General features: G+C 72.7%; 25 protein-coding genes. 8 read left to right on the forward strand and 17 right to left on the reverse strand.

What is annotated here, in order from left to right:
* Window positions 1–5: 5 nt before the first annotated feature.
* Window positions 6–1,031, forward strand: a complete 1,026-nt coding sequence (locus AB0B86_RS31720) for a LacI family DNA-binding transcriptional regulator (RefSeq protein ID WP_357411100.1) — start codon at window positions 6–8, stop codon at window positions 1,029–1,031.
* A gap of 139 nt (window positions 1,032–1,170) precedes the next feature.
* Here the strand turns inward: AB0B86_RS31720 and AB0B86_RS31725 are convergent, their stop codons facing one another.
* The 4 genes from AB0B86_RS31725 to AB0B86_RS31740 form a co-directional block, all read right to left on the reverse strand.
* Window positions 1,171–2,112 (reverse strand): carbohydrate kinase, encoded by a 942-nt coding sequence (locus AB0B86_RS31725; protein ID WP_357411102.1) that lies wholly within the window; start codon window positions 2,110–2,112, stop codon window positions 1,171–1,173.
* Entirely contained in the window at window positions 2,109–3,374 is a 1,266-nt protein-coding gene (locus AB0B86_RS31730) for an AGE family epimerase/isomerase (protein ID WP_357420387.1), read from the reverse strand. The genes AB0B86_RS31725 and AB0B86_RS31730 overlap by 4 nt, the downstream gene beginning before the upstream one ends.
* A gap of 350 nt (window positions 3,375–3,724) precedes the next feature.
* The gene (locus AB0B86_RS31735) at window positions 3,725–4,150 is read right to left on the reverse strand and encodes a nucleoside deaminase (protein WP_357411106.1); all 426 of its coding nucleotides are present in this window, start codon (window positions 4,148–4,150) and stop codon (window positions 3,725–3,727) included.
* Window positions 4,147–4,998, reverse strand: coding sequence for an LLM class flavin-dependent oxidoreductase (locus AB0B86_RS31740; protein ID WP_357411108.1), 852 nt, complete (start codon window positions 4,996–4,998; stop codon window positions 4,147–4,149). The genes AB0B86_RS31735 and AB0B86_RS31740 overlap by 4 nt, the downstream gene beginning before the upstream one ends.
* Window positions 4,999–5,185: 187 nt before the next feature.
* Between AB0B86_RS31740 and AB0B86_RS31745 the strand changes: the two genes are divergently transcribed.
* Window positions 5,186–5,407: an aminoglycoside phosphotransferase family protein gene (locus tag AB0B86_RS31745; RefSeq protein ID WP_357411111.1), complete on the forward strand. Its 222-nt coding sequence runs from the start codon at window positions 5,186–5,188 to the stop codon at window positions 5,405–5,407.
* A 167-nt stretch (window positions 5,408–5,574) separates the two neighbouring features.
* Here AB0B86_RS31745 and AB0B86_RS31750 read toward each other — a convergent pair whose 3' ends face one another.
* From AB0B86_RS31750 to AB0B86_RS31760, 3 genes are read right to left on the reverse strand one after another with little or no spacing between them, the layout of a single operon-like run.
* The gene (locus tag AB0B86_RS31750) at window positions 5,575–6,384 is read right to left on the reverse strand and encodes a DNA-formamidopyrimidine glycosylase family protein (RefSeq protein WP_357411113.1); all 810 of its coding nucleotides are present in this window, start codon (window positions 6,382–6,384) and stop codon (window positions 5,575–5,577) included.
* A gap of 53 nt (window positions 6,385–6,437) precedes the next feature.
* Window positions 6,438–6,638, reverse strand: coding sequence for a DUF397 domain-containing protein (locus AB0B86_RS31755; protein ID WP_357411115.1), 201 nt, complete (start codon window positions 6,636–6,638; stop codon window positions 6,438–6,440).
* On the reverse strand, window positions 6,631–7,518 hold the full coding sequence (locus AB0B86_RS31760; RefSeq protein ID WP_357411117.1) for a helix-turn-helix transcriptional regulator: 888 nt from the start codon (window positions 7,516–7,518) through the stop codon (window positions 6,631–6,633). Before AB0B86_RS31760 ends, AB0B86_RS31755 begins: the two co-directional genes overlap by 8 nt.
* Before the next feature lie 225 nt (window positions 7,519–7,743).
* Between AB0B86_RS31760 and AB0B86_RS31765 the strand changes: the two genes are divergently transcribed.
* From AB0B86_RS31765 to rocD, 5 genes are all read left to right on the forward strand, one after another.
* A complete protein-coding gene (locus AB0B86_RS31765; protein WP_357420389.1) occupies window positions 7,744–7,932 on the forward strand; it encodes a hypothetical protein in 189 nt (62 codons plus the stop codon).
* Window positions 7,910–8,215, forward strand: a complete 306-nt coding sequence (locus AB0B86_RS31770) for a hypothetical protein (RefSeq protein WP_357411119.1) — start codon at window positions 7,910–7,912, stop codon at window positions 8,213–8,215. The genes AB0B86_RS31765 and AB0B86_RS31770 overlap by 23 nt, the downstream gene beginning before the upstream one ends.
* Before the next feature lie 121 nt (window positions 8,216–8,336).
* Window positions 8,337–9,263, forward strand: a complete 927-nt coding sequence (locus AB0B86_RS31775; protein ID WP_357411121.1) for a thrombospondin — start codon at window positions 8,337–8,339, stop codon at window positions 9,261–9,263.
* A gap of 432 nt (window positions 9,264–9,695) precedes the next feature.
* A complete protein-coding gene (ddaH, locus tag AB0B86_RS31780; protein WP_357411177.1) occupies window positions 9,696–10,511 on the forward strand; it encodes a dimethylargininase in 816 nt (271 codons plus the stop codon).
* Entirely contained in the window at window positions 10,508–11,722 is a 1,215-nt protein-coding gene (rocD, locus tag AB0B86_RS31785; RefSeq protein ID WP_357411123.1) for an ornithine--oxo-acid transaminase, read from the forward strand. Before ddaH ends, rocD begins: the two co-directional genes overlap by 4 nt.
* Before the next feature lie 185 nt (window positions 11,723–11,907).
* On the opposite strand, the gene AB0B86_RS31790 is transcribed toward rocD, so the two are convergent.
* The 8 genes from AB0B86_RS31790 to AB0B86_RS31825 all read right to left on the reverse strand — a co-directional run bounded on the left by AB0B86_RS31790 (window position 11,908) and on the right by AB0B86_RS31825 (window position 21,504).
* Entirely contained in the window at window positions 11,908–13,062 is a 1,155-nt protein-coding gene (locus tag AB0B86_RS31790; protein ID WP_357411125.1) for an FHA domain-containing protein, read from the reverse strand.
* The gene (locus AB0B86_RS31795; RefSeq protein ID WP_357411127.1) at window positions 13,059–13,352 is read right to left on the reverse strand and encodes a 4a-hydroxytetrahydrobiopterin dehydratase; all 294 of its coding nucleotides are present in this window, start codon (window positions 13,350–13,352) and stop codon (window positions 13,059–13,061) included. The genes AB0B86_RS31790 and AB0B86_RS31795 overlap by 4 nt, the downstream gene beginning before the upstream one ends.
* 113 nt (window positions 13,353–13,465) lie before the next feature.
* The gene (locus AB0B86_RS31800; protein WP_357411129.1) at window positions 13,466–13,999 is read right to left on the reverse strand and encodes a barstar family protein; all 534 of its coding nucleotides are present in this window, start codon (window positions 13,997–13,999) and stop codon (window positions 13,466–13,468) included.
* A gap of 267 nt (window positions 14,000–14,266) precedes the next feature.
* Window positions 14,267–15,316 carry an acyl-CoA desaturase gene (locus AB0B86_RS31805; RefSeq protein ID WP_357411131.1) on the reverse strand — a complete coding sequence of 350 codons (1,050 nt, stop codon included), beginning with the start codon at window positions 15,314–15,316 and terminating at the stop codon, window positions 14,267–14,269.
* A 134-nt stretch (window positions 15,317–15,450) separates the two neighbouring features.
* Entirely contained in the window at window positions 15,451–19,224 is a 3,774-nt protein-coding gene (locus AB0B86_RS31810; protein ID WP_357411133.1) for a hypothetical protein, read from the reverse strand.
* Window positions 19,225–19,272: 48 nt separating this feature from the next.
* Window positions 19,273–19,593, reverse strand: a complete 321-nt coding sequence (gene cutA / locus AB0B86_RS31815) for a divalent-cation tolerance protein CutA (protein ID WP_357411135.1) — start codon at window positions 19,591–19,593, stop codon at window positions 19,273–19,275.
* Between the two features lie 73 nt (window positions 19,594–19,666).
* Window positions 19,667–20,671, reverse strand: a complete 1,005-nt coding sequence (locus AB0B86_RS31820; protein WP_357411137.1) for a 1-acyl-sn-glycerol-3-phosphate acyltransferase — start codon at window positions 20,669–20,671, stop codon at window positions 19,667–19,669.
* Window positions 20,671–21,504 (reverse strand): patatin-like phospholipase family protein, encoded by an 834-nt coding sequence (locus tag AB0B86_RS31825; RefSeq protein ID WP_357411139.1) that lies wholly within the window; start codon window positions 21,502–21,504, stop codon window positions 20,671–20,673. Before AB0B86_RS31825 ends, AB0B86_RS31820 begins: the two co-directional genes overlap by 1 nt.
* 165 nt (window positions 21,505–21,669) lie before the next feature.
* Here AB0B86_RS31825 and AB0B86_RS31830 point away from each other — a divergent pair, with 165 nt between their 5' ends.
* On the forward strand, window positions 21,670–23,115 hold the full coding sequence (locus AB0B86_RS31830) for a protein kinase (protein WP_357411141.1): 1,446 nt from the start codon (window positions 21,670–21,672) through the stop codon (window positions 23,113–23,115).
* Between the two features lie 28 nt (window positions 23,116–23,143).
* Here the strand turns inward: AB0B86_RS31830 and AB0B86_RS31835 are convergent, their stop codons facing one another.
* Window positions 23,144–24,199, reverse strand: a complete 1,056-nt coding sequence (locus tag AB0B86_RS31835) for a glycosyltransferase family 4 protein (protein ID WP_357420410.1) — start codon at window positions 24,197–24,199, stop codon at window positions 23,144–23,146.
* Window positions 24,200–24,358: 159 nt separating this feature from the next.
* Window positions 24,359–25,030 carry a BON domain-containing protein gene (locus AB0B86_RS31840; protein ID WP_357420392.1) on the reverse strand — a complete coding sequence of 224 codons (672 nt, stop codon included), beginning with the start codon at window positions 25,028–25,030 and terminating at the stop codon, window positions 24,359–24,361.
* Window positions 25,031–25,082 lie beyond the last annotated feature (52 nt).

Here is a 25,082-nt window from a genome sequence, read left to right on the forward strand (position 1 = left end):
CATCCGTGACCCAGACTCCGGCCCGGCCGACGACGCGTCGGCGCCCGACAATGGTCGACGTGGCCCGGCACGCCGGGGTGAGCCTGAAGACGGTTTCCCGGGTGGTGAACGACGAGCCGGTGGGTCAGGAGCTGGTCGGCCGGGTGCTGGCCGCCATCGCCGAGCTGGGCTTCCGGCGCAACGACATCGCCCGCAACCTGCGCTCCCGGCAGCTCAACGCGACAGTCGGGCTGCTCATCGAGGAGATCGCGAACCCGTTCTACGCGACGATCGCCAGCGTCGCCGCCGAGATCGCCGCCGCCCACGGCACGATGCTGATCACCGCCTCGTCGGAGGAGGACCCGGAGCGGGAACGCGCCCTGCTCCAGGACTTCACCCAGCGCCGGGTCGACGGGCTGCTTGTGGTGCCGGCGGGCCTGGACCACTCGTTCCTGCGGCGTGAGGTCGAGCTGGGGATGCCTGTGGTGTTCCTGGACCGGCCGCCGCAGGGGCTGCACGCCGACGCCGTGCTGTTGGACAACCGGGGCGGCAGCCACGCCGCTGTCGGCGCGTTGCTCGACGAGGGGCACCGCCGGGTGGGCATGCTGCTCGGTGCGCCGAGCGTGTCCACGATGCGCGAGCGGTTGGCGGGGGCGCGGGCGGCACTGGCCGCGGCCGGGGTCGCACCTGACGAGTCGCTTGTCTGCGAGCGGCTCATCGCGCCCGAGGAGGCCGGGCGGGCGGTCGCCGCGCTGCTGGACCGGGCGGACCCGCCGACGGCGTTCTTCTGCGCCAACAACCGGCTCACCGTCGGCGCGCTTCAGGAGCTGCACCGCCGGGGCAGCACCGCCGCGCTTGTCGGCTTCGACGACTTCGAGCTGTCCCACCTGATGCCCCGGCCGCTGACCGTCGTCGCCTACGACACCCGGGAGCTGGCGCGGGTCGCCACCGAGCGGTTGTTCCAACGGATCGCCGGCGACGACGACACCCCGCCGTCAACAATCGTGCTCCCCACCAGCCTGCGCCCCCGAGGCCTAACCCCCCCGCGCTGATCCCCACCCCGCCCCGACCCCTGCCCCACCCTTGCCCCGACCCCTGCCCCGACCCCTGCGTTGATCATGGAGTTGTGGTGGGTGACAAAGCGCCTGAATCACGTCAAGTCAGGCGCCACAACTCCATGATCGACGCGTGTCAGAGCAGGGCGTCGACCTCGGCACGGCGGGGTGGGTCGGCGCCCCGGCGGGCGCAGGTGAGCGCGGCAACCGTGGCGGCTTGCCGGAGCACCGCGTCCCACTGCTGCTCGGTGACCTCGGCGAGCCGGTCGGCCGGCCGGTCGCCGAGCGCGTCGAGGTCGGCGAGCGCCGCCAGCAGGCCTCCGGTGAACGAGTCACCGGCCCCGACGGTGTCGACAACAGTGGTGCGTACCGCCGGCTGCTCGTGCAGCGATCCGTTCGGAGCGAGCAGCCAGGCGCCCTCACCACCCCGGGTCACCACAGCGCAGGACACCCCGGCGTCGTGCCACTCGGCCAGCACGTCACCCACCGGGCGGCCCGGGTAGAGCCATGCCAGGTCCTCGTCGCTGGCCTTCACCAGGTTCGCGAGGGGCACCTGGCGTCGTACCCTGGCCTGCTCGGCCGCCCGGTCGGTGACGATGCTCGGCCGAAGGTTGAGGTCGATCGAGACGGTAAGCCCGTCGCGGCGGCGTTCCCGGGCGAGCAGGTCCGTCAGCACCCGCGCCCCGGGCGCCAGCGCGAGCGCGAGGGACCCGGTGTGCAGCGCGGTCGCCGGCGTACCGGCCAGGTCGGGCAACTCCCCCGGCGTCCACTGCCAGTCCGCCGTGCCAGTCAGCCGGAACTCGTAGCTGGCCTGACCGGCGGCGTCCAACGTGGCCACCGCCACCGAGGTGGGCTCCGGGGCGTGGACCGCCCAGTCCAGCTCCACCTGGTTGGCGCTCAGGTGCTCGGCGAGCTGCCGGCCGTACTCGTCGTCGCCGAAGCGGGCCAGCAGCCGTACCCGCTGGTCCAGCCGGGCCAGGGTGACCGCCACGTTGGCCGGGGACCCACCCGGCACGGCGCGCTGCCCGTCGGCGCTGACCACCAGGTCGATGAGCGCCTCACCCGCGACCACGATCATGCGGCCACCTCGCCCGGCGCGAGCGGGCCGGGGCCACCGAGCCCGTTGGCCGAGCGGGACAGCAGCACCGCCTGGTATGCGTGGTAGACGTCCGGCCGACCGTGCCAGACCGTGTCGGCGGGCAGGTTCTGTGGGTCCAACTCGTGCCGCCAGCCGGTGGCGTCGACCAGGTAGCGACGCGCGTACGCCCAGAAGACCCGGTACCAGTCGGCGTAGGCGTCGTCGCCGGTGCGCCGGTGCAGGGTCACCGCCGCACCGACGGCTTCGGCGAGCACCCAGTGCATCCGGGAGCGCACCACCGGCCGGTCGTCCCAGTCGATCGTGTAGACGAAGCCGTCCGCGCCGTCCACCGCCCAACCCCGGCGTACGGCGGCGGCGAACAGCTGACGGGCGTCGGCGAGCAGCCAGCGTGGCGGCTGCGGGAGGACCGCCTCCAACTCCAGCAGCAGCCGGGCCCACTCCAGCCAATGGCCCATTGTCGAGCCGTACGGCCGGAACTGGTCGGCGGGCTGGTCCCGGTTGTAGTCGAGCAGCGGCGTCCAGTCGGCGGTGAAGTGCTCGGGCAGCCGCCAGTCGTGCCGGGCGGCCTCGGTGTGCACCAGGTGGTGGGCGATCCGCAGGGCGCGGTCGGTCCAGTTGGTGTCGCCGGTGGCGGCGGCAGCGGCGAGGAACGCCTCGACCATGTGCATGCTGCTGTTCGCGCCCCGGTAGTCCTCGGTGACCGTCCAGTCCCGGTTCCACGATTCGCGGACCGCGCCCGCCTCGTCGTCCCAGAACCGGTCCCGCACCACGCTCAGCACGTCGGCGAGCAACTCCTGCGCGCCGGGCCGCCCGGCGCGGGCGGCGCTGGACGCGGCGAGCAGCACGAACGCGTGGTCGTAGCCGGCCTTGTGGTCGTCGACGGGCGTGCCCTGCTGGTCCACCGCGCTGAACCAACCGCCGAACCGGCTGTCCCGCAGCAGGGTGCTGAGCGCGGCGATTCCGTGGTCGACCAGGGCGGCGGCGTCCGGGTCGCCGTTGCGGTGGGCGAGGGCGGCGACGTGGGTCATCCGGCAGGTGATCCAGGTGTACACCGGTTCGCCACGGTCCGGAGTGCGGTCGTCGGTCAACCACCAGAAGCCGCCCTCGGCCCGGACCGCGCGACGAGCCGTGTCGAGCAGTGTGCGGGCCTGGCCGGCGAGGAAGTCGTCCAGGTCGGGCAGGTCGGGCGACCCTGCGGGCGCGGGGGTGGTGGTGGCGTCGGATCGGGGCACGTCGCTCATTTCAGCTGGTCACCGTCGGATGGGGAAAGGGACATACGGCCAGGATCGGCGGACGGACCGGGTCTGCGCCGCAAAACCGTCAACGGTACGGCGTGGGGCCGCAGCCACACCGGAGGAACGCGGTGCGTTTCCTCCTGTTTGCCCGTTGACATCGTTGTCACCTCTCAACCCTGCTCCGGCTGCGGTCGACTGTCAATTTCGCTTGCGTCACACCGCAATCTCAGGAGGCGAGCCTGAGGTGATCCCCCCGCTGACGCGACCTCAGCCACGTCCGGCCGGCCCGGCTGCGTTCCCGATTGAAGCCCGACTGAGCCGCCGACAGAGGCCGACGGCCGTCCCCACCGCCCCGGTCAGTAGTAGTTGTCGATCGGCTGACGCGCCTCGTCGAACAACGCCGGCCCCTCGTAGCGGACCGGAGGCAGCGCCGGGGTGGCCGGCTTGACCTCCTCGAACTGCTCGCTGGACAGGGCGTACACCACCCGGCCGAGACCGGAGCGGTCGATCGCTGTCGCGCACATCGGGCAGGGCTGGCAGCTTGTGAACATGGTGGTGCCCGCGGCCACCTCCGGGGCGAGTTCCCGGGCGGCCCAGCGGGCCAGCTTGAGCTCCGGATGCGCGGTGATGTCCGAGTCGGAGACCACAGTGTTGTGGTCCTCGATCAGCACGGTGCCGTCCGCCCCGACAAGCAGCGACCCGAACGGCCGTTCGCCTGACGCACCGGCCCGGCTGGCGATCTCCACGGCGCGGCGGAGAAACCTCTCGTCGTCTGGTGTCATCGGACCTCCTGGGTCTTGGCGTAGGCGGCAACGGCCGCGAGGGTCCGCCAGGCGCGCTCAGGTTGGCGGATCTCGGTCAGGTCGTCGTTGAACGGGTCGAGCACCACCGCCTCCGCGCCGAGCAGCCGGATCTGCTCAAGGTCGGCGATGATCTGGTCGATGGTGCCGACACCGGCTGGCCGGTCCGGGTCGGTGACCGGTTCGCGGGTTTCCTGGAGCGCGATGCGCGGCGTCACCGCCGGTTTGGGGCGGCCCAGTTCGTCGGCGACGGCGCCGAGCCGGCCGACCGCCTCCGTGAGCTTCCCGGGCGTGAACCGCAGCGGGTGCCAGGCGTCGCCGAGTCGGACCGCGCGCCGCATGCCGGCGTCACTGTTGCCGCCGACCCAGAGCGGGATCGCCGGGCTGTCGTAGTCGTCGGTGTGGTGCCAGGCGTCGCGCATCACGCGCAGGTACTCGTCGGTCAGCGCGCCGCGCCGCTGGAACGGCACGCCAAGCGCCTCGAACTCCTGCCGGGCCCAGCCGACCCCGACCCCGAGGACGAGCCGGCCGCCGCTGAGCCGGTTGAGGTTCGCCGCCATCCGGGCGGTGAGCAGCGGGTGCCGGTACGGGACGATGAGCACGGTGGTGCCCAGCTTGACCCGGTGGGTCGCCCCGGCCAGCCAGGACAACGTGGTGAACGGCTCGTAGAACGGCGCAGGATACTGCTCGGCCACGTCCGGGGTGATCGCGATGTGGTCGGAGACCATCAGCAGGTCGAACCCGAGACCCTCGATCGTCAGCGCCCACCGTCGCAGCACGTCGGGGTCGGTGCCCGGGCCGAAGTTCGGGACGTTCACGCCGATCTGCACGTCCCCACGCTAACCACTGTGGATCGACATGTGAACACCATGATCTACCGGCCGAGCCTGGCTGGCCACTCTCCCGGGGTGGCTGGCGGAGTGCGCCGAGCAGCGGTCGCTGCGGCTCGGCCCGCCCTTCCCGCAGGCCTACGCCTCGCTGGCGCTGCCGGCAGGCCTGCCGGACGGCACGGCGGCGGTGCTGAAGCTCCAGTACCCGGACGACGACAGCCGACGCGAAGCAGACGCGCTGGCCCACTGGGACGGCGACGGCGCGATCCGGCTGCTCGCCCACGACCCGGAACGCCGCGCCCTGCTGGTGGAGCGCTGCCGACCCGGCAGCCCCTGCACGAACTGCCGATGGACCTGGCACTGGACGCGGCGCTCGACCTGCTCACCGACCTGGCCGCCCCTCCCATGATCACGCCCGATCCAGGTTCGAGTCCCCTCCAACCCACCCCAACACCACAACAACCACGATCGAGCACGATCAAGCCCGGCGTGGACGCCCACCTCGGTGGGATCAGGCACGGCGTGGACGCCCACCTCGGTGGGATCAGGCACGGCGTGGACACCCGCCGCGGTGGATCAGCCGGCCTGGCAACTACCACACCAGTAGAGGTTGCGCCCGGCCAGCTCACCGCGGCTGACCTCGGTGCCGCAGACGTGGCAGGGCGCTCCGGGGCGGCGGTAGACGTACACCTCGCCACCGTGCCGGTCCACCCGCGCCGCCCGGCCCATCGCCTCCGGCAGGTGCGCGTCCCGCACGGTGTCGATCCGGCCGTGCTCGACCGCGAGCCGCATCAGCGCGACAAGGTCGGCCCAGAGCGCGTCCCAGCCGGCACGGCCGAGCCGCCGGCCGGGCATCGTCGGCGGCAGCCCGGCCCGGAACAACGCCTCGGTCACGAAGATCAGCCCGGTGCCGGCCACCACCGACTGGTCCAGCAGCAGCGCCGCGAGGGGCGTCGGGCTGCGGGAGATCCGCCGGTACGCCCGCTCCGGGTCGGCGTCGGCCCGCAGCGGATCCGGCCCGAGGCGGTCCCGCAGTGCGGCCACCTCGGGTGGGGTGAGCAGCTCGCAGGCGGTGGGTCCGCGCAGGTCCAGCCAGTGTCGGTCGCTGGCCAGGCGCAGCCGCACCTGACCGACCGGCTCGGGCGGCTCCCCCGGCCCGTCGGTGACCTTGCCGTACAAGCCGAGGTGCACGTGCAGGGTCAGTTCACCGGCGTAGTGGTGCAGCAGGTGCTTCCCGTACGCCTCGGTGCCCTCCAACAGGGTGCCGGAGAGCCGGGCGGCACCGTCGGCAAAGCGACCCTGCGGGCTGGTGGCGTGCACCTTGTCCCCGGCGAACAACTCGGCGTGCCGGGCCGCCAGGCGGTGGATCGTGTGTCCCTCTGGCACGGGTGCCAAGGATAGTCAGCCGCCCAGCCCGGGCCGAGTGAGCCGCGCGACGGTCAGCCCTGGCGGTGGCGCGGGACGTCTACCAGGAACGCGGCCCAGGCGGCGGGCGCGAAGGTCAGCGCCGGACCGGCCGGGTCCTTGCTGTCCCGTACGCCCACCACGCCGGGCAGCTTGTCGGCCACCTCGACGCAGTCACCGCCGCTCCCGCCGCTGCGGGTGCTCTTGCGCCAGGTCGCACCGGCAAGGTCAGTCATGATGCTCCTCGATGATCGTAGTGATCAATTTCTCTGATTCTGCCTCACCCGGGGCAAGGGCTTCCAGGTCCGACCAGACATGTTCGTAGGCGGCCACCTCGGCCGGCTTGTCCAGATAGAGCGCCCCGGTGATGTTCTCCACGTAGACGGTGGTCGGCTCGGTGGACGCCCTCCCGAAGGCCTGCGGGAAGTCCAGGAGGACGAAGGTGCCGGTCTCGCTCGCCAACGGCGGACCGGCGGCGAGCGGCAGGACCCGCAAACTCACCGTCGGCAGTGCGGCAACGTCGAGCAGGTGCCGTAGCTGCTGAGCCATCGCCCGGCGATCGGGGATGGTGCGTCGCAGCACCGCCTCGCTCAGGACGACCCGCAGGGTGGGTGCGGTGGGCAGCCGGCGCACGAGGATGCCCTGCCGTTGCAGGCGGACCTCGACCAGCTTCTCCCGATCCTCCGCGCGCATCGTCGGGTTCTTCCGACGGAACAGCTCGCTTGCGTACTCCCGGGTTTGCAGGAGCCCGGGGATCAGTTCCGAGTCATATCGGCGAATCAGCGTTGCGGCGGATTCCAGGCCGACATACAGCGAGAACCACGACGGGACGACATCGCCGTACGAGTGCCACCAACCTCTGGCGCGGGTCTCCTTCGCCAACCCGGCCACGATCTCGCCCATGGCGTCGGGCACCCGATAGAGGGCACACATCGCTCGGGCGTCCACCACCCGCACCGGGACCAAGCCCTTCTCGATGCGCCACACCTTCTGCCGGGAGCAGTCGAGCGCTTCGGCCGCGGCGTCCAGCGAGACCGAGGCATCCACGCGGAGCTGCGTGAGCAGCCGTCCGAGCTGCCGCCGAGGGACCGTGGAACCGCTTGTTTCATCCGTCATGCAACATCACCGCGTCCCTCCTGCAACACCGAATGTTTCGCCCCGCACGCAATTCCATTCCATTCATCGTGCGTCAATGTGGCCTGACATTAGGGCGGTGGTGCGGATTGCACAAGGGGGCCAGGATGGAACATGCTGTCACGCGCTGGCCCCTCCCAGAAAACAATTTCGGGAATAGCGTCAGCACAAGGCCGGCGGAACACCATTGCTCGGAAGGACACCGCCATGCGCGTGTCGTACAACGAATATCTCTTGGTCACCGCGCTGACCCTCGCCCGCCGGCACCGACCGGTGTGGAGTTGGGTGCGCTGGCGCACCGTGTGCCGCTGCGGCGGCGACCTGCCCTGCCGGGCCCGCCACCGCATCCCGATCAACGCGACCACTGGCCGACATGACCGAGTGGAAACCCGGTGACCTACTGCTGATCGGCGCGGCGTGCTCGGTGCAGTTCGCCGGTGAGCGGGCGCTCCACCTCCGGCTGGTGAGCGTGGACCCGCGCCCGACGTACCAGGGATGGGTCTGGCTGACGGGCTACGTACTCGATGGCAAGGGCCGGGCCGTCGACAAGCGGGAGGTGTTCGTGCAGCAGGCCGGGGTGCTGTTGCTCCCCGCCGCGCCCACACCCACGCCCAGGTCCGCGCCCACGACGGGCAGGTCGAGAAAGCCCACCAGGCAGGTCGGTCCGGCCCGCCGTTGATCGGAGCCCGACCCCGTACCCGGGATTGGTGTCAGGAAACGCCCAGGTGGGTATTTCAGGGCAGAACCGCGTGGGTGCCACCCCCTTCATCGGCCACCACGCATTTATCAGGAGGTGTGTAGTGGTCAGGATTCCTTCGCTGTCCCGCCGGTCCGAGCCGGCACCGACGCGGGACGAGAACCTCGACGGCCGCGTTGACGGCCGCGACACCCAGATCGCCGACCGGGACAGCACGGCGGCCAGCGACCCGGGCCGGTCCGACGATGTCGCCGGCCGACCGACGGTCACCGACCGGGACGCCGACCAGACGACGTACCGCAGCGCCGCCACGCCCGGCGGGCAGACCGGCGAGGCCGAGCGGCGGGCCGCCGATCGCGCCGCGGTGGCCCGAGCCGCCACCGCCCGCCCGGTCGAGAGCGAGACCCGGACCGGCACCGCCCGCCCGGTGACGAGCGAGACCCGGACCGACACCGCCGGCCCGGTCGAGACGGACTCCCGGACCGCCACCCCGGTGGCGACCGAGTCCCGCGCCGGCACCGCCCCCACCCTGGCGCGCACCACCGAGCGGGACGCCGACCTCGACAACACCACCACGCGGCCCGACCCGACAGACCGGGTCACCACCGACCGCCCGGTCGACCCGACAAACCGGGTCACCACCGACCGCCCGGTCGACCCGACCCCGGGCGTGACCACGCCCGAGCCGTCGGTGACCCGCGGCCCGAAGCCACGGGCCAGCCTGCTCGCCACCCTCGGGCTGATCGTCTCCGTCGCCGGCGCGATGTTCGTGCTGACCGGCACCCTGGCCGGGTACGGCATCGGGCTCGGCGCCTTCGGCGCGGTGCTCGCGGTGCTCGGCCTGATGGCCACCCGCCGGCGGCACGTCGCCGGCAAGACCGACGCGCTCTTCGGCGTGCTGATCGGGCTGGCCGCAGTGGTGATCGGAGTGCTCGCGATGACCGGGCAGTTCGACTGGCCGACCACCGACGGCGACTGGGTGCAGCGCTTCCGGGAGTGGCTTGACTCACAGTTTGTCGATCGTTTCTAGCGGGCACTGTTCCGCTCGCCGGTGATGCACCGGCAAACACCGGCGGTTCGCCGGTAGCCCGACCAACCGGTGGTTCACCGGCCGGGCAGACACCCTTTCAGGGGCGGCGGTTCGCCGCCCCTGAAGTGTTTTCTGAACCTGACCCACCCGGCTTGACCTGATCGACTCGGCCTGACCTGATCCACTCGGCTTCCCGGAAGTCGGGCTGTCCCGGTCGCCCCGATACCGCGCTTTCCGGAAACACGAGTCGATCACCGCAACGCGCTGACACAACGAATCGCTCCCCCCGGCCGCGCAGACGCAACGAATGTTCGGTCTGCGCAACTCTCGGTGGTGGATCCTGCCGCTGAGGCCGCATAGCGTTGAGCAACGGCGCCAGCCCGTGGGCCACGGTGGCCGGGCGCGCCCGACCCTGGGAGCAGGACAATGACGATGGACGCCACCAGCCAGCGCCTGTTGATGTGCCGGCCGACGTACTTCGCCGTCGACTACGCGATCAACCCTTGGATGGACCCGAGCGCGCCGGTGGACACCGCGCTGGCCATCCGGCAGTGGGAGCAGCTGCGCCAGACGTACCTTGATCTGGGCCACACCGTCGAGGAGATCACCGCGGTGCCCGGCCTTCCCGACATGGTCTTCGCCGCAAACGGCGGCACCGTGATCGACGGCAAGGCGATGGCCGTGCAGTTCCGCGACCCGCAGCGCGCCGACGAGGCACCGGCCTACCGGGCCTGGTTCGAGGACGCGGGCTTCGAGATGTACGACCCGAAGCACGTCAACGAGGGCGAGGGCGACGTCCTGCTGGCCGGCGACCACCTGCTGGCCGGCACCGGGTTCCGCACCGCGCACGCCTCGCACGCCCAGTTGCAGGAGGTCTTCGGCTACCCGGTGATCACCATGCAGCTCGTCGACCCACGCTTCTACCACCTGGACACCGCGCTTACCGTGCTCGACGAGCGGACCGTGGCGTACCTGCCGGAAGCGTTCTCCCCCGGCAGCCAGGCCGTGCTGCGTCGGCTCTTCCCCGACGCCGTGCACGCCACAATGGCCGACGCCGAGGTACTGGGCCTCAACGCGGTGAGCGACGGCCGGCACGTGGTGCTGCCCGCACAGGCCACCGACCTGGCCGCCAAACTGCGCGACCGGGGCTACGAAACCATCGGTGTCGACCTGTCCGAGCTGCGTAAGGCCGGCGGCGGACCGAAGTGCTGCACGCTGCGACTCCGTCAGGGAAAGGCAAGCAAGTGATTGAGGACATGCTGCGGACCCCGTCCGCCGTGCGCGACGCGGAGAAGTACACAGCGCACAACTACCACCCGCTGCCGGTGGTGATCTCGTCGGCGGAGGGCGCCTGGCTCACCGACGTGGACGGCAAGCGCTACCTGGACTGCCTGGCCGGCTACTCGGCGCTGAACTTCGGCCACCGGCACCCGCAGCTGATCGCCGCCGCGCACGCCCAACTGGACCGGCTCACGCTTACCAGCCGGGCGTTCATCCACGACCAGTTCGCCGACTTCTGCCGCGAGCTGGCCGAGCTGTGCGGCAAGGACCTGGTGCTGCCGATGAACACCGGCGCCGAGGCGGTGGAGACCGGGATCAAGGTGGCCCGCAAGTGGGGCTACCAGGTCAAGGGGGTGCCCGCCGGGCAGGCCAACATCGTGGTCGCCGAGGGCAACTTCCACGGCCGCACCACCACCATCGTGAGCTTCTCCACCGACGAGGACGCCCGCGCCGACTTCGGGCCGTACACCCCGGGGTTCACTGTCGTGCCGTACGGCGACCTGGCCGCGCTGACCGCCGCGATCGACGAGAACACCGTGGCGGTGCTGCTGGAGCCGATCCAGGGCGAACAGGGCGTGGTGGTGCCGCCGGAGGGCTACCTGCCCGGGGTGCGCCAGGTCTGCACCGACCGCAACGTGCTGTTCATCGCCGACGAGATCCAGTCGGGTCTGGGGCGTACCGGCGAGACCTTCGCCTGTGACCACGAGGGCGTCGTGCCCGACATGTACCTGCTCGGCAAGGCGCTCGGCGGCGGCATCGTGCCGGTCTCCGCGGTGGCCGCGAACGCCGACGTGCTCGGCGTGCTCAAGCCCGGCCAGCACGGCTCCACCTTCGGCGGCAACCCGCTCGCCTGCGCGGTGGCGATCGAGGTGGTCCGGCTGCTGGCCACCGGCGAGTTCCAGCGCCGCTCGGCCGAACTTGGTGAACGGCTGCGCGCCGGCCTGGAAGGGCTGCTCGGCAAGGGCCTGGTCGGCGTACGCGTCCGTGGTCTCTGGGCCGGCCTGGACATCGACCCGGCGCTGATGAGCGGCCGGGAGGCGTGCGAGCGCCTGATGGAGCGCGGCATCCTCGCGAAGGACACCCACGGCTCGACGATCCGGCTAGCCCCACCCCTGGTGATCACCGAAAAGGAGATCGACCAGGCGGTAACCACGCTAACCGAGGTGCTGGCCGCCTGAACCCCCGGCGCCGGCCGCCTGAATCCCCGCGCGTTGATCATGAAGTTATTGCCCGCCACCGCGGCGTGTCGTGGCAATAACTTCATGATCAACCGGGGGGGCGCGGGAGCACCGGAGGGCGCGGGAGCACCGGAGGGCGCGGGAGCACCGGGGGCGCGGGAGCGCGCTGGAGGCGCGGGGTGGGGTTACGGGCGGGGTAGGCGCATGGCCATCGTGGGGGCTTCGGCCATTACCGAGGTGGGAGTGAAGGGGGCGCCCGTCGGCAGTTCCTCGGCGCGGCCGATCTGCACGCCCGGGTACAGCTCGATCATGTCGTTCTCGCCCAGCACCCGGGACTGCTGTGGGGCCAGCGGAATCCGGTCCGACTCGGTCATCGAGCCGGCCGGACGGATGCCGGAGCCGTTGGTGCTGATGTCGGTCACGATCACCTCGCCGACCCGCAGCTCGAACTGGACGTGACCACGGCTGATCCACCGCCGGGCCTCGTCGTTGAGCCACTGCCCGAGCATGATCCCGCCGTCCTGCTCGGGCGCCCGGCCAGCCACCACCGGCTTCTCCTCGCTGAGCACGAACCGCCGCCGGACCAGACCACCGACGCGCACCGCGAGCACCTCGGTACGCGGACGCGGGCCGGCGTCGCCGAGCCGCGCGCCGTGCCGGGGGCAGGTCGGCACCCCGTTGCGCAGTGACGGCGGCGGCTGGGCGGCCGGGCTGCGGTCGGCACCACCGGCCAGGTCGGCGAACGCGCCACCCCCGCCACCGCCGCCGAACAGCGCGCAACCCGACTCCGGGCAGCGCCACTGGCGGGCCAGCAGCTTCACCCCGGTCGGCGAGCGCTTGCCGGCGACCGGCGCGTGCCCACCACCGACGTGCGCGATGAACACCGGCCCGCCAGCGCCGGGCACCGGCGCGACCACCCGGCCGGGCTGCTCGACAAGCCACGGGAACCGCCCGCGCAGCCCGTCGAAGCGCACCCGGCTGAGCACCGGCAACCCGAGCAGGTCGGCCACCTCCAACATCCGGTCACCCGGGTTGTCGAGCACCTCGACGAGCCCGTCGTCGGCCCAGCGGCGCACCACCATCCGCTCGTTGGAGGTCAGGTCGGCGTCGGAGAGCAACGCCCGGTGCACCACCGCGTAGACCTGGACGCTGTCCTCCTCCAACTCGCGGGAGAGCGCGTCGATGACCATGCCGAGGCGCAGCAGGCTGGCCGGCCGACCACCGTCGATGTCCTGGTAGCGGATCACCTCGGCCAGGTCGATCACGGCTCGGGCCAGCGACGGATCGGTGCAGACCCGTCCCTCGATGGCGTCCAGAACTTTGCTGATCTCGAATCTCATGCCGCGCTCCGGACGATGTCGTCGATCCGCCGGGCCAACTCGATGTCCAGGTGGGTGACGCCACCGGCCGAGTGCGTGACACAGCGAAAGGTCAGGGTCCGCCATCGGATGTCGATGTCGGGATGGTGGTCGAGTTCCTCGGCCACCGCCGCCACCCGGTCCACCACCGCGATGGCCGCCGGGAAACTGCCGAGCTGGGCGGTGCGACCGATGCCGGTCGGGTCACCCGACCAGTCGGCCAACCGGCCCAGCTCTTCTCGCACCGCGTCCGCGGTGAGCAGGTCTGCCATGAGCAGACCCTACCGGTGGCGCGGTCAGCGAGCCGGACGCGCCACCTTCCGTCGATCGCCCAGTAGCGGTAGGGAGCAGCAGCTCGTACGGGCGTAGCCCCTGCCGCGTCAAATCACTCGGATTGGGACCACACCAGCAGACGGCCATCGGATTGGCGAATCAGCATGTCGTCTCGCGTGCTCAGAACCGTAGCCACCTCCCGAACGTCACGATGCACCAGGAAGAACATGAAGTGGAGTGGAAACGGTGGGCGATCCCGGGGAATTCCATCGGCATCGAGAGAAAGGTTGGCTCGTTCCGCAGCCTCGCACAGCAGGGCGATGAATAGCGGAAAGAAATCCTTTCCCACCAGTACGTCAGCCTCCTCCACAAGAACGACGACAGGGCGCTTGCCGTGCCAACTGCCGTGGAGGTCATCGAGACAATCCACGAGCGCATACCAGTTGTGGCCGAAGTACGAGGGGAATTCCAGCTTGTCCGCGAACTCAGCGAAGAGGCCAGCGGCATCGACCATGCTCCGAGAGTTCAATCTCCGGACGACGCCGCCGGGTGCAAGTGCCGCCACCCTCTCGTGGGCCACGCGGTCGTCGTTCAGCGCGACGACCACCCAGGGCCCGATCGGCGACGCGAGGTCGAACGATGTCACGGATATCTCCGATGTGATAGAAGGTGCCGTAATGGTGAGGGGGTGGAACGTGGACCCCACGGCGATTCAGGAAACGTGGCGACCAGCTTCTCCCAGGGCGGTCCAACAGCGCGACCGACGCTGCCCGCGATGATGAGATCGCCGAGCAGTTGCCCGGCCCCGATCCACCGCTAACCGCGGTCCGGGCATACGACTGTGGGGCGGGCATCTGCTGATGCCCGCCCCACCGCAAAGTCCTCACCGCAGCCGCCCAACGGCCGTTCCCGTTCAGCCGCGCAGCGGCCGACCCACCTCGTGCAGGTGACCGAGCGCCTGCCGGTACGACTCGATCAGCCCGGTCTCGGCGTACGGGATGCCCTGCTCGACGCAGTAGGCCCGAACGATCGGCTGGGCCCGCCGCAGGTTGGCACGGGGCATGTTCGGGAACAGGTGGTGCTCGATCTGGTAGTTGAGCCCACCAAGTGCGGTGTCGACAACCCGGCTGCCCCGCACGTTGCGGGAGGTCAGCACCTGCTTACGCAGGAAGTCCAGCTCGTCCTCGGCGGTCGGCATGGGCATGCCCTTGTGGTTCGGCGCGAACGCGCACCCCATGTAGAGGCCCCACAGCGCCTGGTGCACGACCGCGAAGAGCAGCGCCTTGACCGGGGACATGACCGCCAACAGCAGCGCCACGTAACCGACTGTGTGCACGACGAGCAGCGCCGCCTCGGCCGCCCGGTGTCGCATCGGGACGGCGTACCCGCCGTCCGCCCGGCCCACGATCGCCCGGATGCTCGCCACGTGCAGGTTCAGACCCTCAAGGAGCAGCATCGGGAAGAAGAAGTACGCCTGCCGCTTCGCCATCCAGCGGCCGAATCCCCTGGTTTCCAGCGCCTGCTCGTGGGTCCAGACCAGGGCGCCCGCGCCGACGTCCGGGTCCTCGTCCTCGTGGTTCGGGTTGGCGTGGTGCCGGTTGTGCTTGTCCACCCACCAGCCGTAGCTGAGCCCCACCGCCAGGTTGCCGGCGAGCAACCCGACCAGCTCGCTGGGCCCACGACGGCGGAACATCTGCCGGTGCCCGGCGTCGTGACCGAGGAACGCGACCTGGGTGGTGGCCACCGCCATCAGGGCCGCGAGCGGCAGCTGCCACCAGGAGTCGCCGAGCAGGAACACCGCGACCCAGCCGGCCACGAAGGCGCCGAGGGTGAGCGCGATGCGGGTCACGTACCAGCCGGGACGGCGCTCCAGCAGGCCCGCCTGGCTGATCCGCCGCGACAACTGTGCGTAGTCACTGCCTCGCCGCCGTACTGGCGGTTCCGCCACCGCTCCGAGCACCATTGCTGCTCCCGATCCGCTCGTGCCTGAACCGGGGCGGTTCGGGCTCACTGCCAAGTCTCCGGATCGCGGTAGCGCTGAGTAACCCCGACAGCCCCCGAAAGGGGGGTAGGGCAGGCCCTACCCCCTGGTCCGACTCAGCCCAGCCGGGCCACCGTGGCCCGCAGTCGAGCCAGGTCACGCCGCCGCCGCTCGTAGGTGGCGGCCAGCCCGACGAGCGCCAGCCCACCCACCCCGAGGTAGATCCACCGGGGCAGCAGGTCCCAACCCCGGGCCACCTCGTGCAACGCCAACAGCGCCAGCACACCCCCGCCGAGCAGCACCGGCGCCTGCCACCGGCGGGTGGCGCCGAGCAGTACCGCGCCGAGGGCCGCCGCGCCGAGGAACAGTCGCCGCCACGGCTGCGGGTCCGCCCCGGCCAGCACCGACACGAGACTCGGTAGCAGCGCCGCGACAAGCCCCGGGCCGAGGGCCGGCCAACTGGTCAGCCCCGGCCGGGTGCGCAGCGCCAGCAGACCCGCGCCGAGGGCGAGCGCCGAGGCCGGCAGGGTGTACGCCTCAAGCACTGTCACCCCGCCCGCCACCAGCAGCACCCACGCGCCGAGCAGCTCGCTGCCGGCGGCGATGCCGGCGTACGCCCACCGCCGGCCGGCCGGCTCGCCCCGGCGCAGCAGCCGCAGCGCGACGGCCGCTCCCCAGAGCACGCAGACGGTGGCGAGGTGCCGCGCCTCCTCGACGGCGAGCACGGCCGCCACCAGCGCCACCGCCTGCGCGGCAGCGTCGAGCACCCGCCCGACCCGCTCCCGCGCCGGGACCACCGCGGCGACGGCCAGCACCAGCGCGGCCACCCCCAGCAGCGGGTACGCCGCGACCCGCAGCGGCAGCCCACCGGCGAGCGGGGCGGTCACCGCCAGCGCGGCAGCCGCCCCCACCGCGGCCAACCAACCGGTGACCCGCACCTCGACCGCGCGCGCCCCGACGGCGACGACAACTGCCACCACCAGCAGCACTCCCTGCGCGGCGAGCGTGCCGGCGCGGGTGGCCAGCAGCCCCGCCACACCGGAGGCGGTGAGCACCACCCCCACCGGCACGGCGACCGGTGCGAGCGTCGGACGGGGCACGGCCAGCGCGGCGAGCAGCAGCGCGGCCACCCCGGCGAGCAGGACGACCGCCGGCAGCACCGGCCACGGCGTGCCGGCCGCGACGAGCAGCACCGGCAGCGCGGCCGCGACGAACGGCAGCGCGGGCAACGCCGCAGCAGCGACCCGCAACGCCGCAGCGGCAGCCGGCAGCGGCGGCACCGGCGCATCGGCAGCCGGCAACGCCGCAGCAGCGACCCGCAACGTTGGCAGCGGCGCTGCGGCGGCCGGCAGCGGCGCACCGGCAGCCGGCAACGCCGCAGCGGCGGCCGGCGGCGTTGGCGGGTGGGCCGGCCGGTAACCGGCGAGCACCACGGCCGCCGCCAGCACGACAAACGCCAACCCGACGGGCCACGCCGCCGGTTCGGCGGCGGCCGTGGGCACCCCCGACCAGATTTCTGCCGGACCGCCGAACGGCGACACGAGCGCGGTCACCAGTCTCGGCAGCGCCGCCAGGACAGCGACGAGCGCGAGCGCGCCACCCACCGCCCGCACCGGGCCGGACCGGACGAGCACCGGCGGCCCCCCGACCGGTGACTCGCTCGACCGGGCCGGCCGGTGGGCGAGCGCCGCCGGCCGGTCCCAGCGGACGACGAGCACCACGCCGAGCGCCGCCAGGGCGGCGTACAACGGAAGTGGCTCGTCGCCCGCCAGGACCGGCGGCGTGAGGGCGGGTCCGGTCACCGCGAGCACGGCACCGGTCACGGCGTACCCGGTCAGCTCCATCCGGTGGCGACCCACAGCGAGCACCGCGACAAGCGATAGCCCGGCGGCGACAAGGGCCAGCCGGGCCTGCCACCAGGGGGGCGCACCGGCGGCGAACAGCGCCACCGCGGCGATCCCGGGCAGCGCGAGCTGGGCGGCGAGCAGCCCCACGCCGGCCACCGGTTGGTACGGCCCGGCGCCCCGTCGGGCGGCGAGCGCCAGACCGACAGCGGCGATGCTGCCGAGCGCCACCAGGGCACCTGTGGCACTGGCCACTGCGACAAGCGAACCGTGCGCGAGCAGGACGGCACCGCCGAGCGCACCGGTACGCAGCACGGCGGGGCGGGCCGCCGGGCGGGCCGGTACGGCGACGAGCAGCGCGACCCCGCCGACCAGGTCGACGGCCACCACCGCCGGCCAGGGGGCCGCCCATCCGGCGGGCACGGCGAGCAGCACCGCCACCGCGCCGGTCACTGCGAACACCGCTCGCACCCGCCGGGGCAGCAGCAGCACCGCCGCGCCGAGCGCCAACGCCACGGCGGGTGCCAGCTGCCACCCCCAGTCCAGGTCCGGCCCCATTGCGGCCCCGCGCCACGGCGGCAGCGAGCGGCTCACGGCCGCGACCGCGAGCACCGCGGTGATCAGCGCGGTCAGCTGGGCCATCCCGGCCGCGACCAGCAGCGCACCGGCGCGCGGGCCGGCCTGCCAACCCCCGACCAGCAGCGCACCGGCGCGCGGGCCGGCCTGCCAACCCCCGACCACTGCGGCGGGCCGCCCGGACTCCTGCCGCCCGATGACGCCCGGCGACTCCCGCACCGGCAGCTCTGGGCGCACCGCCGCCGGCAGTAGCCGCACCGCACCGGCCAACCCGAGGGCCACCGCCGCCGCCGCGATCAGCAGCAGTGCCGGCCGCAGCTCGGCCACCGGACGGAGCAGCGCGGCGGCGAGCACCGGCACCAGCAGCCCACCGCCCACCGCCCGCAGCGCCGGTCCGCCGACCAACCAGGCCGCGCCGAGCCCGGTCAGCGCGACGAGCACCAGCGGCAATCCGGCCAGCAGCGGCGAGCCCGCCGCCCGCCCGACAACCAGCGGCACCAGGGCGCAACCCGCGGCACCGACGAGCGCACCCACGTGGCCGACCGCCGCCGACGCCCGGCCGACAAGCGACGCCACGCCGCGCCGGCCGCGCAGTGCGACGAGCACGGCCAGGTCCAGCAGCGCCACGGCGAGCAGCACCAGCACCCATCCGGCCGCGTCCGGTTCGGCCGCGACGGCGAGCAGCGGCAGCACCGGCTGGGCGGCGAGCAGCGCGGCGAACCAGGGCCCGGTCAACCTGCTCCCCCGCCCGTACGCCACGGCGACCGCCGCGCTGGCCACCCCGACCAGCGCGGCGTACCGGCTGCCCGGCCAGTCGGCCACCCCGGCCAGGTCCACCGACCAGGCCGCGTAGCCGTCCAGCACCACCAACAGCAGCCCGACCGCGGCGAACGTCTCCGCAGTGCCGCGCAGCCCCCGCCGGACCGCCAGCAGCGGCACGGTCAGCATCAGCGCGGTGAACGCGGCCAGGATCAACGCCCGCCCACCGACCCCCACCGACGCCCAGGCCACCGCGGTGAACACCACAGCCGCAGTGGCCAGCAGCAGTCCACCGAGGACGAAGAGCAGACCCTGGACGGTCCGGGTGGAGGTCTCCGCCGCACCCGGTGCCGCACCCACCGGAGCACCGGTGCCACCGACCGGCACCGGCCCGCCGACCGGCGCGGAGCCCGCCACCACCGGCACCGGACCGCCGACCGGCGCGGAGCCCGCCACCGCCGGCACCGCCAGCCCCGCCCGGACGACCGCTGCCAGCTCGGCCCGCCGCCGCGAGGTGGCCGACAGGCGGTCAGCCAGTTCGGTGTACGTGCGGCGGGCCTGCTCCACCTCCGGTTCGAGCTGGGCGACCTCCCGGCCCAGCCGGACCACCTCGGCGGCGATCGGATCGGGTGCCCGCCCGCAGCCGGTGCAGCCGGTGCTCAGGTCGGCCGGGGTGCGACAGGCCGGGCAGGGATAGCGGGTGTCATCCACCCGGCCATCATCGGCAGCCCACCGGAACCCGGCCCAGAGTCCGCGTACTCAGGGTCGGGTGTGCTCGTACACCCAGGTCGCATAGGCGGGATCACCACTGTCCACTCGGGACACCAGGATCTCCGGCACCTCGTACGGGTGACTGACCCGGATCTGATCCACCAACGCCGTCAACCGGTCCGGCGCGGTCTTGAACTGCACCGACCACTCGGAGCTGGTCTCCACTCCGGACCGCCACCAGTAGGTGCTGTCCACCTGACCGCCCACCTGGGCGCAGGCGGCGAGCCGGCCGGCAACGGCCGCGGCCGCCAGCACGTCGGCGACCGAGCGCGCATCAACCACAGTCGTCACCACGCAGATCTGGTCCACGCCCGCACCCTACGCGGCACCACCCCCGTGAGCCGGCTTTTCACTCCCGACCGCGAGGCCGCGCTGCGCACGCTCATCGATTTGCCGCGATCCACTCGTCGATCCGCGCCCACCAGTCGAACAGCCAGTCGATGCGTTGCTGCCGCCCGGTCGGCACCTCCTCCGGCGGCACCGACCAGAACCGCATCACGATCTGCTTGTCCATCGGCAGTTCCCGCCACACATCGGCGACGGTGAGCATCCGGTCCAGTCCGGTGTGGGCGACGAAGATGATCCCGGCGTCCGGGGCGGCGTCAAGCGCGGCGAGCATTCCGCCGGGTTGCGGGGCGAGCACGTGCCGCATCCGTTCGGCGCGCAGCGCCATCCGTTCCAGGCCGAGGGAACGCAGCCGGGCGATGGCGCGCAGTCGGCGCTTGGGGGTGAAGTTGCCGCCCTCCGGGAAGATCACGAACGCGTCGTTGTCGTCCAGGCCGGCGGCGAGGTGACCCACCTGGCGTACCGTCTCCTCGCCGCGCTCCGGCGTCGGCGCGATGAAGCGGTTGGGCAGCCTGTTGAGCAGCACGTCGATCGCGGGGTCCCACTGGAGGCTGTCCTTGAGGACGATCCGCGGCTCCCGGTGGAACCAGTTGACCAGGCCGTGGATCAGGATGAACGAGTCGCCCGGCCCGGCGTGCCGGCACAGCACCAGCTCGGGCCGGCCGGGCAGCGCGGTGTCCGGGTCGGTGCCCACCACGTCGATGCGCAACCGCAGGGTCCAGCGGGCCTGCCAGAACAGCACCCGCAGGAACCAGCCGGCCAGCACGTAGTGCGCGCGTTGGAAGGTCGGCGACCGGGTCCGCCAGCCGAAACCGGACACGACCCAGAGCAGGAAGAGCGCGACAAGCGCGGCGGCGTCCCAGACCAGGTAGACGCAGCCGATCCAGAGCAGCCGCAACGGGCGCAACCGCCCCGGGACCAGCGGCGACGCGGCCGCGGCGAGCAGCGCCCAGACGGGCAGTGTGGTGACCACGACGACGGCGAGTGCCACCACTGCGGGCGCGAACAGCAACCGGCGAAGCCACCTGGGGGGCAGCGGCATCACGGCTCCAGGTGGGTGGCGAGGTAGCGCCGGGACGCGGTGTACGCCCGACTGATCCGCCGTCCCACCGCCGCCATGTCCCGGTACGCCCACGGGGTGTCGTCTCGCGGGTTGAGCCCCCCGGTCGGCAGCACGTGCACCTCCACCCCCTCGGGCAGCGCGGCCATCTCCCGGAAGAAGCGGTGCCGGCGGGATATCTCGAAGGCGACCTGCGCGATCTCCCACGGCCGGCGGGGCGGGGTCAGCTCGCGTTCGATCCGGCCCACCTGGAGGACGTAGATCCGGCGGGCACCGACGGCCACCGCCTCGCCGATCGGGATGGAGTTGACGATGCCGCCGTCCACGTAGTGCGCGCCGTTGATCTCCATGGGTGGGAGCAGCCCCGGCACCGAGGCCGACGCCAGCACCGCCGGCACCACCGGACCGCTGTCGAACCAGTGCTCGGCGGCCCGCTCGATGTGCGCGGCGCAGCAGCGGAACGGCACCCGCAGATCGGCGAAGGTGGTGTCCACCCCCAGCTCGGTTTCGAGCAGGCGACGCAGCGGCCGGGGCGAGTGCAGGTGGGTACGGGCGGCGAAGCGACGCAACTGTCGGGCGACCGAGTCGCCGTACACCTCGCTCGCCTCCGGTGAGGCCCAGAGCCGGACCAGCCGGTCGGTCACCGCCTCCGACGGGTCGGCGGCGACGAGCGCGCCGTTCACCGCGCCGATCGAGGTGCCGAGCACCACGTCGGGCTGGATGCCGGCGCGGAACAACGCGCGCAACATGCCCACCTCGACCGCGCCGAGCACTCCCCCGCCACCGAGCACGAATGCCACAGGTCCCGCCGCCATGCCCTTCATCCTGGCACGGGCCCGCAGCCGACCAGCCAGCCGTCGGCGGCTGGCGGTTGGCGCACGCCAGACACCGCCCGGCGACCGGAGCCGGCACCGGCGTTGACAGGCCGAACGCATTCGCGCAACCTGATACCGCTCCCACCCCTGAGGCAGGTGCGATCGGTGAAGGCAGCACTGCATCCGGGCCGGTTGCTGGCCCACAGATACCGACTTCTCGACCAGATCGGCGCCGGCGGCATGTCAGTGATCTGGCGTGCCCACGACGAGGTGCTGGACCGGGTCGTCGCGCTCAAGGTGCTCGCTCCCTCGCTGGCCGCGGACGCGCGCTTCCGGGGCATGGTGCGGGACGAGGCGCGGGCCGCCGCCCAGTTGGTGCACCCGCACGTGACCTCGGTGCACGACTACGGCGAGACTGTCGCCCCGGACGGTTCGATCACCTCGTTCGTGGTGATGGAGCTGCTCAGCGGCGAGGAGTTGGAGCTGCGACTGACCGAGGGGCCGTTGCCGTGGGCCGAGGCGGTCCAGGTGGGCGCGCAGGTAGCGGACGCGCTCGCCGCCGCGCACCGGCTCGGCATCGTGCACCGGGACATCACTCCGGCGAACGTGATGATGACCGGTTCGGGGGTCAAGGTCCTCGACTTCGGCATCGCCACCCGGATCGGCGCCCCCGACGAGGACGAGGACGGCGGGACCTTCGGCACTCCGGCGTACGTCGCCCCGGAACGGCTCGACGGCGCACCGGCCCAGCCGTCCACCGACGTGTACTCGCTCGGCGTCCTGCTGCACGAGGCGCTCACCGGTCGGGTTCCGTACCCGGCGGAGACCTGGGAGCAGCTCAGCGCCGCGCTGGCCAGCGGCCCGGCGCCGACGCTCGCCGAGCTGCCGGAGCTGCCCCCGGGGGTGGCCGAGATCTGCCTGCGCAGCCTGGCCCGCAACCCGGCGGACCGGCCGACCGCCCGACAGGTCGCCAACACGCTTCGCGACCAGTTGGTGCCGGACGACCCGCCACCCGCCACGGTTCGGCTGCCCGCCGAACCCCTGCCGCCGCAGCCGGTGCCCGTGCCGGCGGCCAACGGTGAGCCCACCGGCGCAGAGACGGCCACCGGGTCGCGCTGGTCGCGGCGGCGACTGGCGCTGCTGCTGGTGCCCGTGGTCCTGGCGGTCGCGGTGGTGCTGATCGGCGTGGCCCTGCTCCCCGAGCGGCAGCCCACCCGGCAGGCGCAGCCCTCGGCAAGTCCGGTGACAACTCCCGCCACCGCCCCACCGAGCACCGCCCCGTCCGAGCCGACGACGACGCCGTCAGCCGGGCCGGAGACCCCGTCGTCCCGCTCCGACCCGGGCACCCTGATGGAGGCGGCCAACCGGGTCGACGAGCTGATCGCGGCCGGGCTGAGCGCCGGCGAGATCCGTGACGACGTCGGCCTCGACCTGCGCAACGAGCTCCGCAACCTGACCGCCGCGGTCAGCTCCGGCCACGACGCGCTGGCACCACCGGTGGCCCGACTGCGCGCGAAGGTCGCGGTCCGCCTCGGCGAGGGTGGCATCAGTGCGGCGTACGCGCGGCAACTCGACGCCGCCATCGCCGAGCTGGGCACGGCCCGGGTCTGACCGCCCGGCGACGCCGCGACGGGCCGGGTCAGCGGGCCGACACCCGGGCCGATTCGCGCACCTCGGGGCCGGCGGTGGCGAAACGCCGGTAGATCTCCGCATAGCCGTACGCCATCCGCTCGACCGAGAAGTTCCGCGCGACGTGCGCCACGCAGTCCTCCGGGTCGAGTTGCTCCGCCGCGCGCAGGGCCGCAGGCAGCTCCGCCGGGTGCGCGCAGGCCAGCCCGGTCACCCCGGGCCGAACCAGTTCCGGCACCGCACCACGGTTGAGCGCGACCACCGGAGTCCCGGTCGCCATCGCCTCCAACATGACCATGCCGAATGGCTCATCCCACTGGATCGGCATGATCAGGCAACGGGCGTCGACGAGCATCCGCAGCGTCTCCGCGCGGTCGGCGTTGAGGACGACAGTCACGTTCTCGTCGACGAGCGGGGCGACGACCTGCTCGTAGTAGCGGCGCTCGGCCGGTTCGTTGCACTTCCCGGCGAGCAGCAGGGGCAGCCCGGCCTCCCGGCAGGCCTGAATGGCGAGGTCGGGGCCCTTGTCCGGGCTGAACCGGGCAAGCCACAGCACCGGCCCCCGGCCGGGGGCGGTCTTACGCGGAAAGCCGCGGATGTCGAGTGCGTTGTGCACGGTGCCGGCCCAGGGCAGGTTCGGGTTCAGCTGGCGCTGGGCGTGCGAGATCGCCACCAGGGCCACCCCCGCGTCGATCTCGCTGAGCACATCGCCGTACTCCCCCACCGGGTTGCCGTGCACTGTCGCGACAGTCGGCACGGCCCGGCGCCCGGCGATCAGCGGGCCGATCGTGGTGTGGTCGTGGATCACGTCGAAGTCGGCCGCCGTGATCAGCCGGTTCACCCGAGCCAGGTGGGCCAGTTCGGGCAGTGACTCGCCGAGCCGCTCGTACTGGACCTCCGGCACTGTCGAGACGAAGCCGTCGGCGTCGGTGCCGTGGTGGCTGCCGGCACCGAACAGGGTCACCGCGTGTCCGTGGCTGCTCAACGCGTCCACCAGGGCGGCGACGACCTGCTCAAGGCCGCCGTAGCCGGGCGGCGGCACGGACAGCCACGGCGGAACCACCATCGCGACGCGAAGCGACCGCTCCGGAGGACGGCCCGCGGGCGGGTGGTTCACGGCCACGAGTCCTCCCCGTTGATCTCCGGTACGGCGTGACCGCCGACCGGGCGTGGTCGGCGGCGGATTCCCGGTGGCGTCCCGGGTAAACCGGACAAGGCGGACGGCTCACCCGCCTACCAGAAGTTGGTCGTGCACCACCCGCACTCCCGGCGCGCACCAGGCGACCCGCTCGACCTGGTCGCGTTCCCACCAGGACCGGACCACCCCGGCGAGGACCAGCGTGTCGCCGTCCACCTCGACGGTCACCCGATCGGCGCCGATAGTGCGGGCCAGCGCCCGCTGGACGTCCTGGCGCAGTCGGGCTGCGGCCGGCGAGGCCAGCGGTCGTACCTCGACCAGGTTGGTTATCCCCCGTACGCCGTCGAGCCGGCGCAGCTCCCCCTCGGCGGCCCGCCGCTGCCACCCGGACTCGACCTCACCGCGCAGCACCAGCCAGCCGTTCGCCACCGTCACGTCGAGCCGTTCGGCGGGCACGAAGCTGTCCCACTCCAGGGCACGGGAGGCGGCGACGGCAAGCTCCGCGTCGGTACGCCCCGGCGTGCCGGGCAGCCGGACCTCGATCTCGTCGGCCACCGCCCGTACGCCACGCACCCGCTGGGCGCACCTGGTCGCCGCCCAACCGCGGGCGGCACCGTCCACGTACCCGGTCAGGGTGACCACGCCTCTGTCGACTGTCACGCCGATCTCGTTCGGTTGCAGTCGGGCGTCCCAGGCCAACTCGGCCAGGACGTCGCGTTGGATCCGCTCGTCGTCGCGGACGTCCATCACCTCGGTCATGGCACCCCACCCCCGGTTCCGGTCGCCGAGACCCACTCACCGAAAGCTGCCT

The organism is Micromonospora sp. NPDC049047 (assembly GCF_040649135.1).
Taxonomy (GTDB): domain Bacteria; phylum Actinomycetota; class Actinomycetes; order Mycobacteriales; family Micromonosporaceae; genus Micromonospora.

What these genes read in the sequence shown, in the direction of transcription:
- AB0B86_RS31725 (WP_357411102.1), bottom strand. Translation starts at nt 2,112, where the DNA reads ATGATCGTGGTCGCGGGTGAGGCGCTCATCGACCTGGTGGTCAGCGCC.
- AB0B86_RS31730 (WP_357420387.1), bottom strand. Translation starts at nt 3,374, where the DNA reads ATGAGCGACGTGCCCCGATCCGACGCCACCACCACCCCCGCGCCCGCA.
- AB0B86_RS31735 (WP_357411106.1), bottom strand. Translation starts at nt 4,150, where the DNA reads ATGACACCAGACGACGAGAGGTTTCTCCGCCGCGCCGTGGAGATCGCC.
- AB0B86_RS31755 (WP_357411115.1), bottom strand. Translation starts at nt 6,638, where the DNA reads ATGACTGACCTTGCCGGTGCGACCTGGCGCAAGAGCACCCGCAGCGGC.
- AB0B86_RS31760 (WP_357411117.1), bottom strand. Translation starts at nt 7,518, where the DNA reads ATGACGGATGAAACAAGCGGTTCCACGGTCCCTCGGCGGCAGCTCGGA.
- AB0B86_RS31765 (WP_357420389.1), top strand. Translation starts at nt 7,744, where the DNA reads ATGCGCGTGTCGTACAACGAATATCTCTTGGTCACCGCGCTGACCCTC.
- AB0B86_RS31770 (WP_357411119.1), top strand. Translation starts at nt 7,910, where the DNA reads ATGACCGAGTGGAAACCCGGTGACCTACTGCTGATCGGCGCGGCGTGC.
- ddaH (WP_357411177.1), top strand. Translation starts at nt 9,696, where the DNA reads ATGGACGCCACCAGCCAGCGCCTGTTGATGTGCCGGCCGACGTACTTC.
- AB0B86_RS31790 (WP_357411125.1), bottom strand. Translation starts at nt 13,062, where the DNA reads ATGAGATTCGAGATCAGCAAAGTTCTGGACGCCATCGAGGGACGGGTC.
- AB0B86_RS31795 (WP_357411127.1), bottom strand. Translation starts at nt 13,352, where the DNA reads ATGGCAGACCTGCTCACCGCGGACGCGGTGCGAGAAGAGCTGGGCCGG.
- AB0B86_RS31805 (WP_357411131.1), bottom strand. Translation starts at nt 15,316, where the DNA reads ATGGTGCTCGGAGCGGTGGCGGAACCGCCAGTACGGCGGCGAGGCAGT.
- AB0B86_RS31820 (WP_357411137.1), bottom strand. Translation starts at nt 20,671, where the DNA reads ATGCCGCTGCCCCCCAGGTGGCTTCGCCGGTTGCTGTTCGCGCCCGCA.
- AB0B86_RS31825 (WP_357411139.1), bottom strand. Translation starts at nt 21,504, where the DNA reads ATGGCGGCGGGACCTGTGGCATTCGTGCTCGGTGGCGGGGGAGTGCTC.
- AB0B86_RS31835 (WP_357420410.1), bottom strand. Translation starts at nt 24,199, where the DNA reads ATGGTGGTTCCGCCGTGGCTGTCCGTGCCGCCGCCCGGCTACGGCGGC.
- AB0B86_RS31840 (WP_357420392.1), bottom strand. Translation starts at nt 25,030, where the DNA reads ATGACCGAGGTGATGGACGTCCGCGACGACGAGCGGATCCAACGCGAC.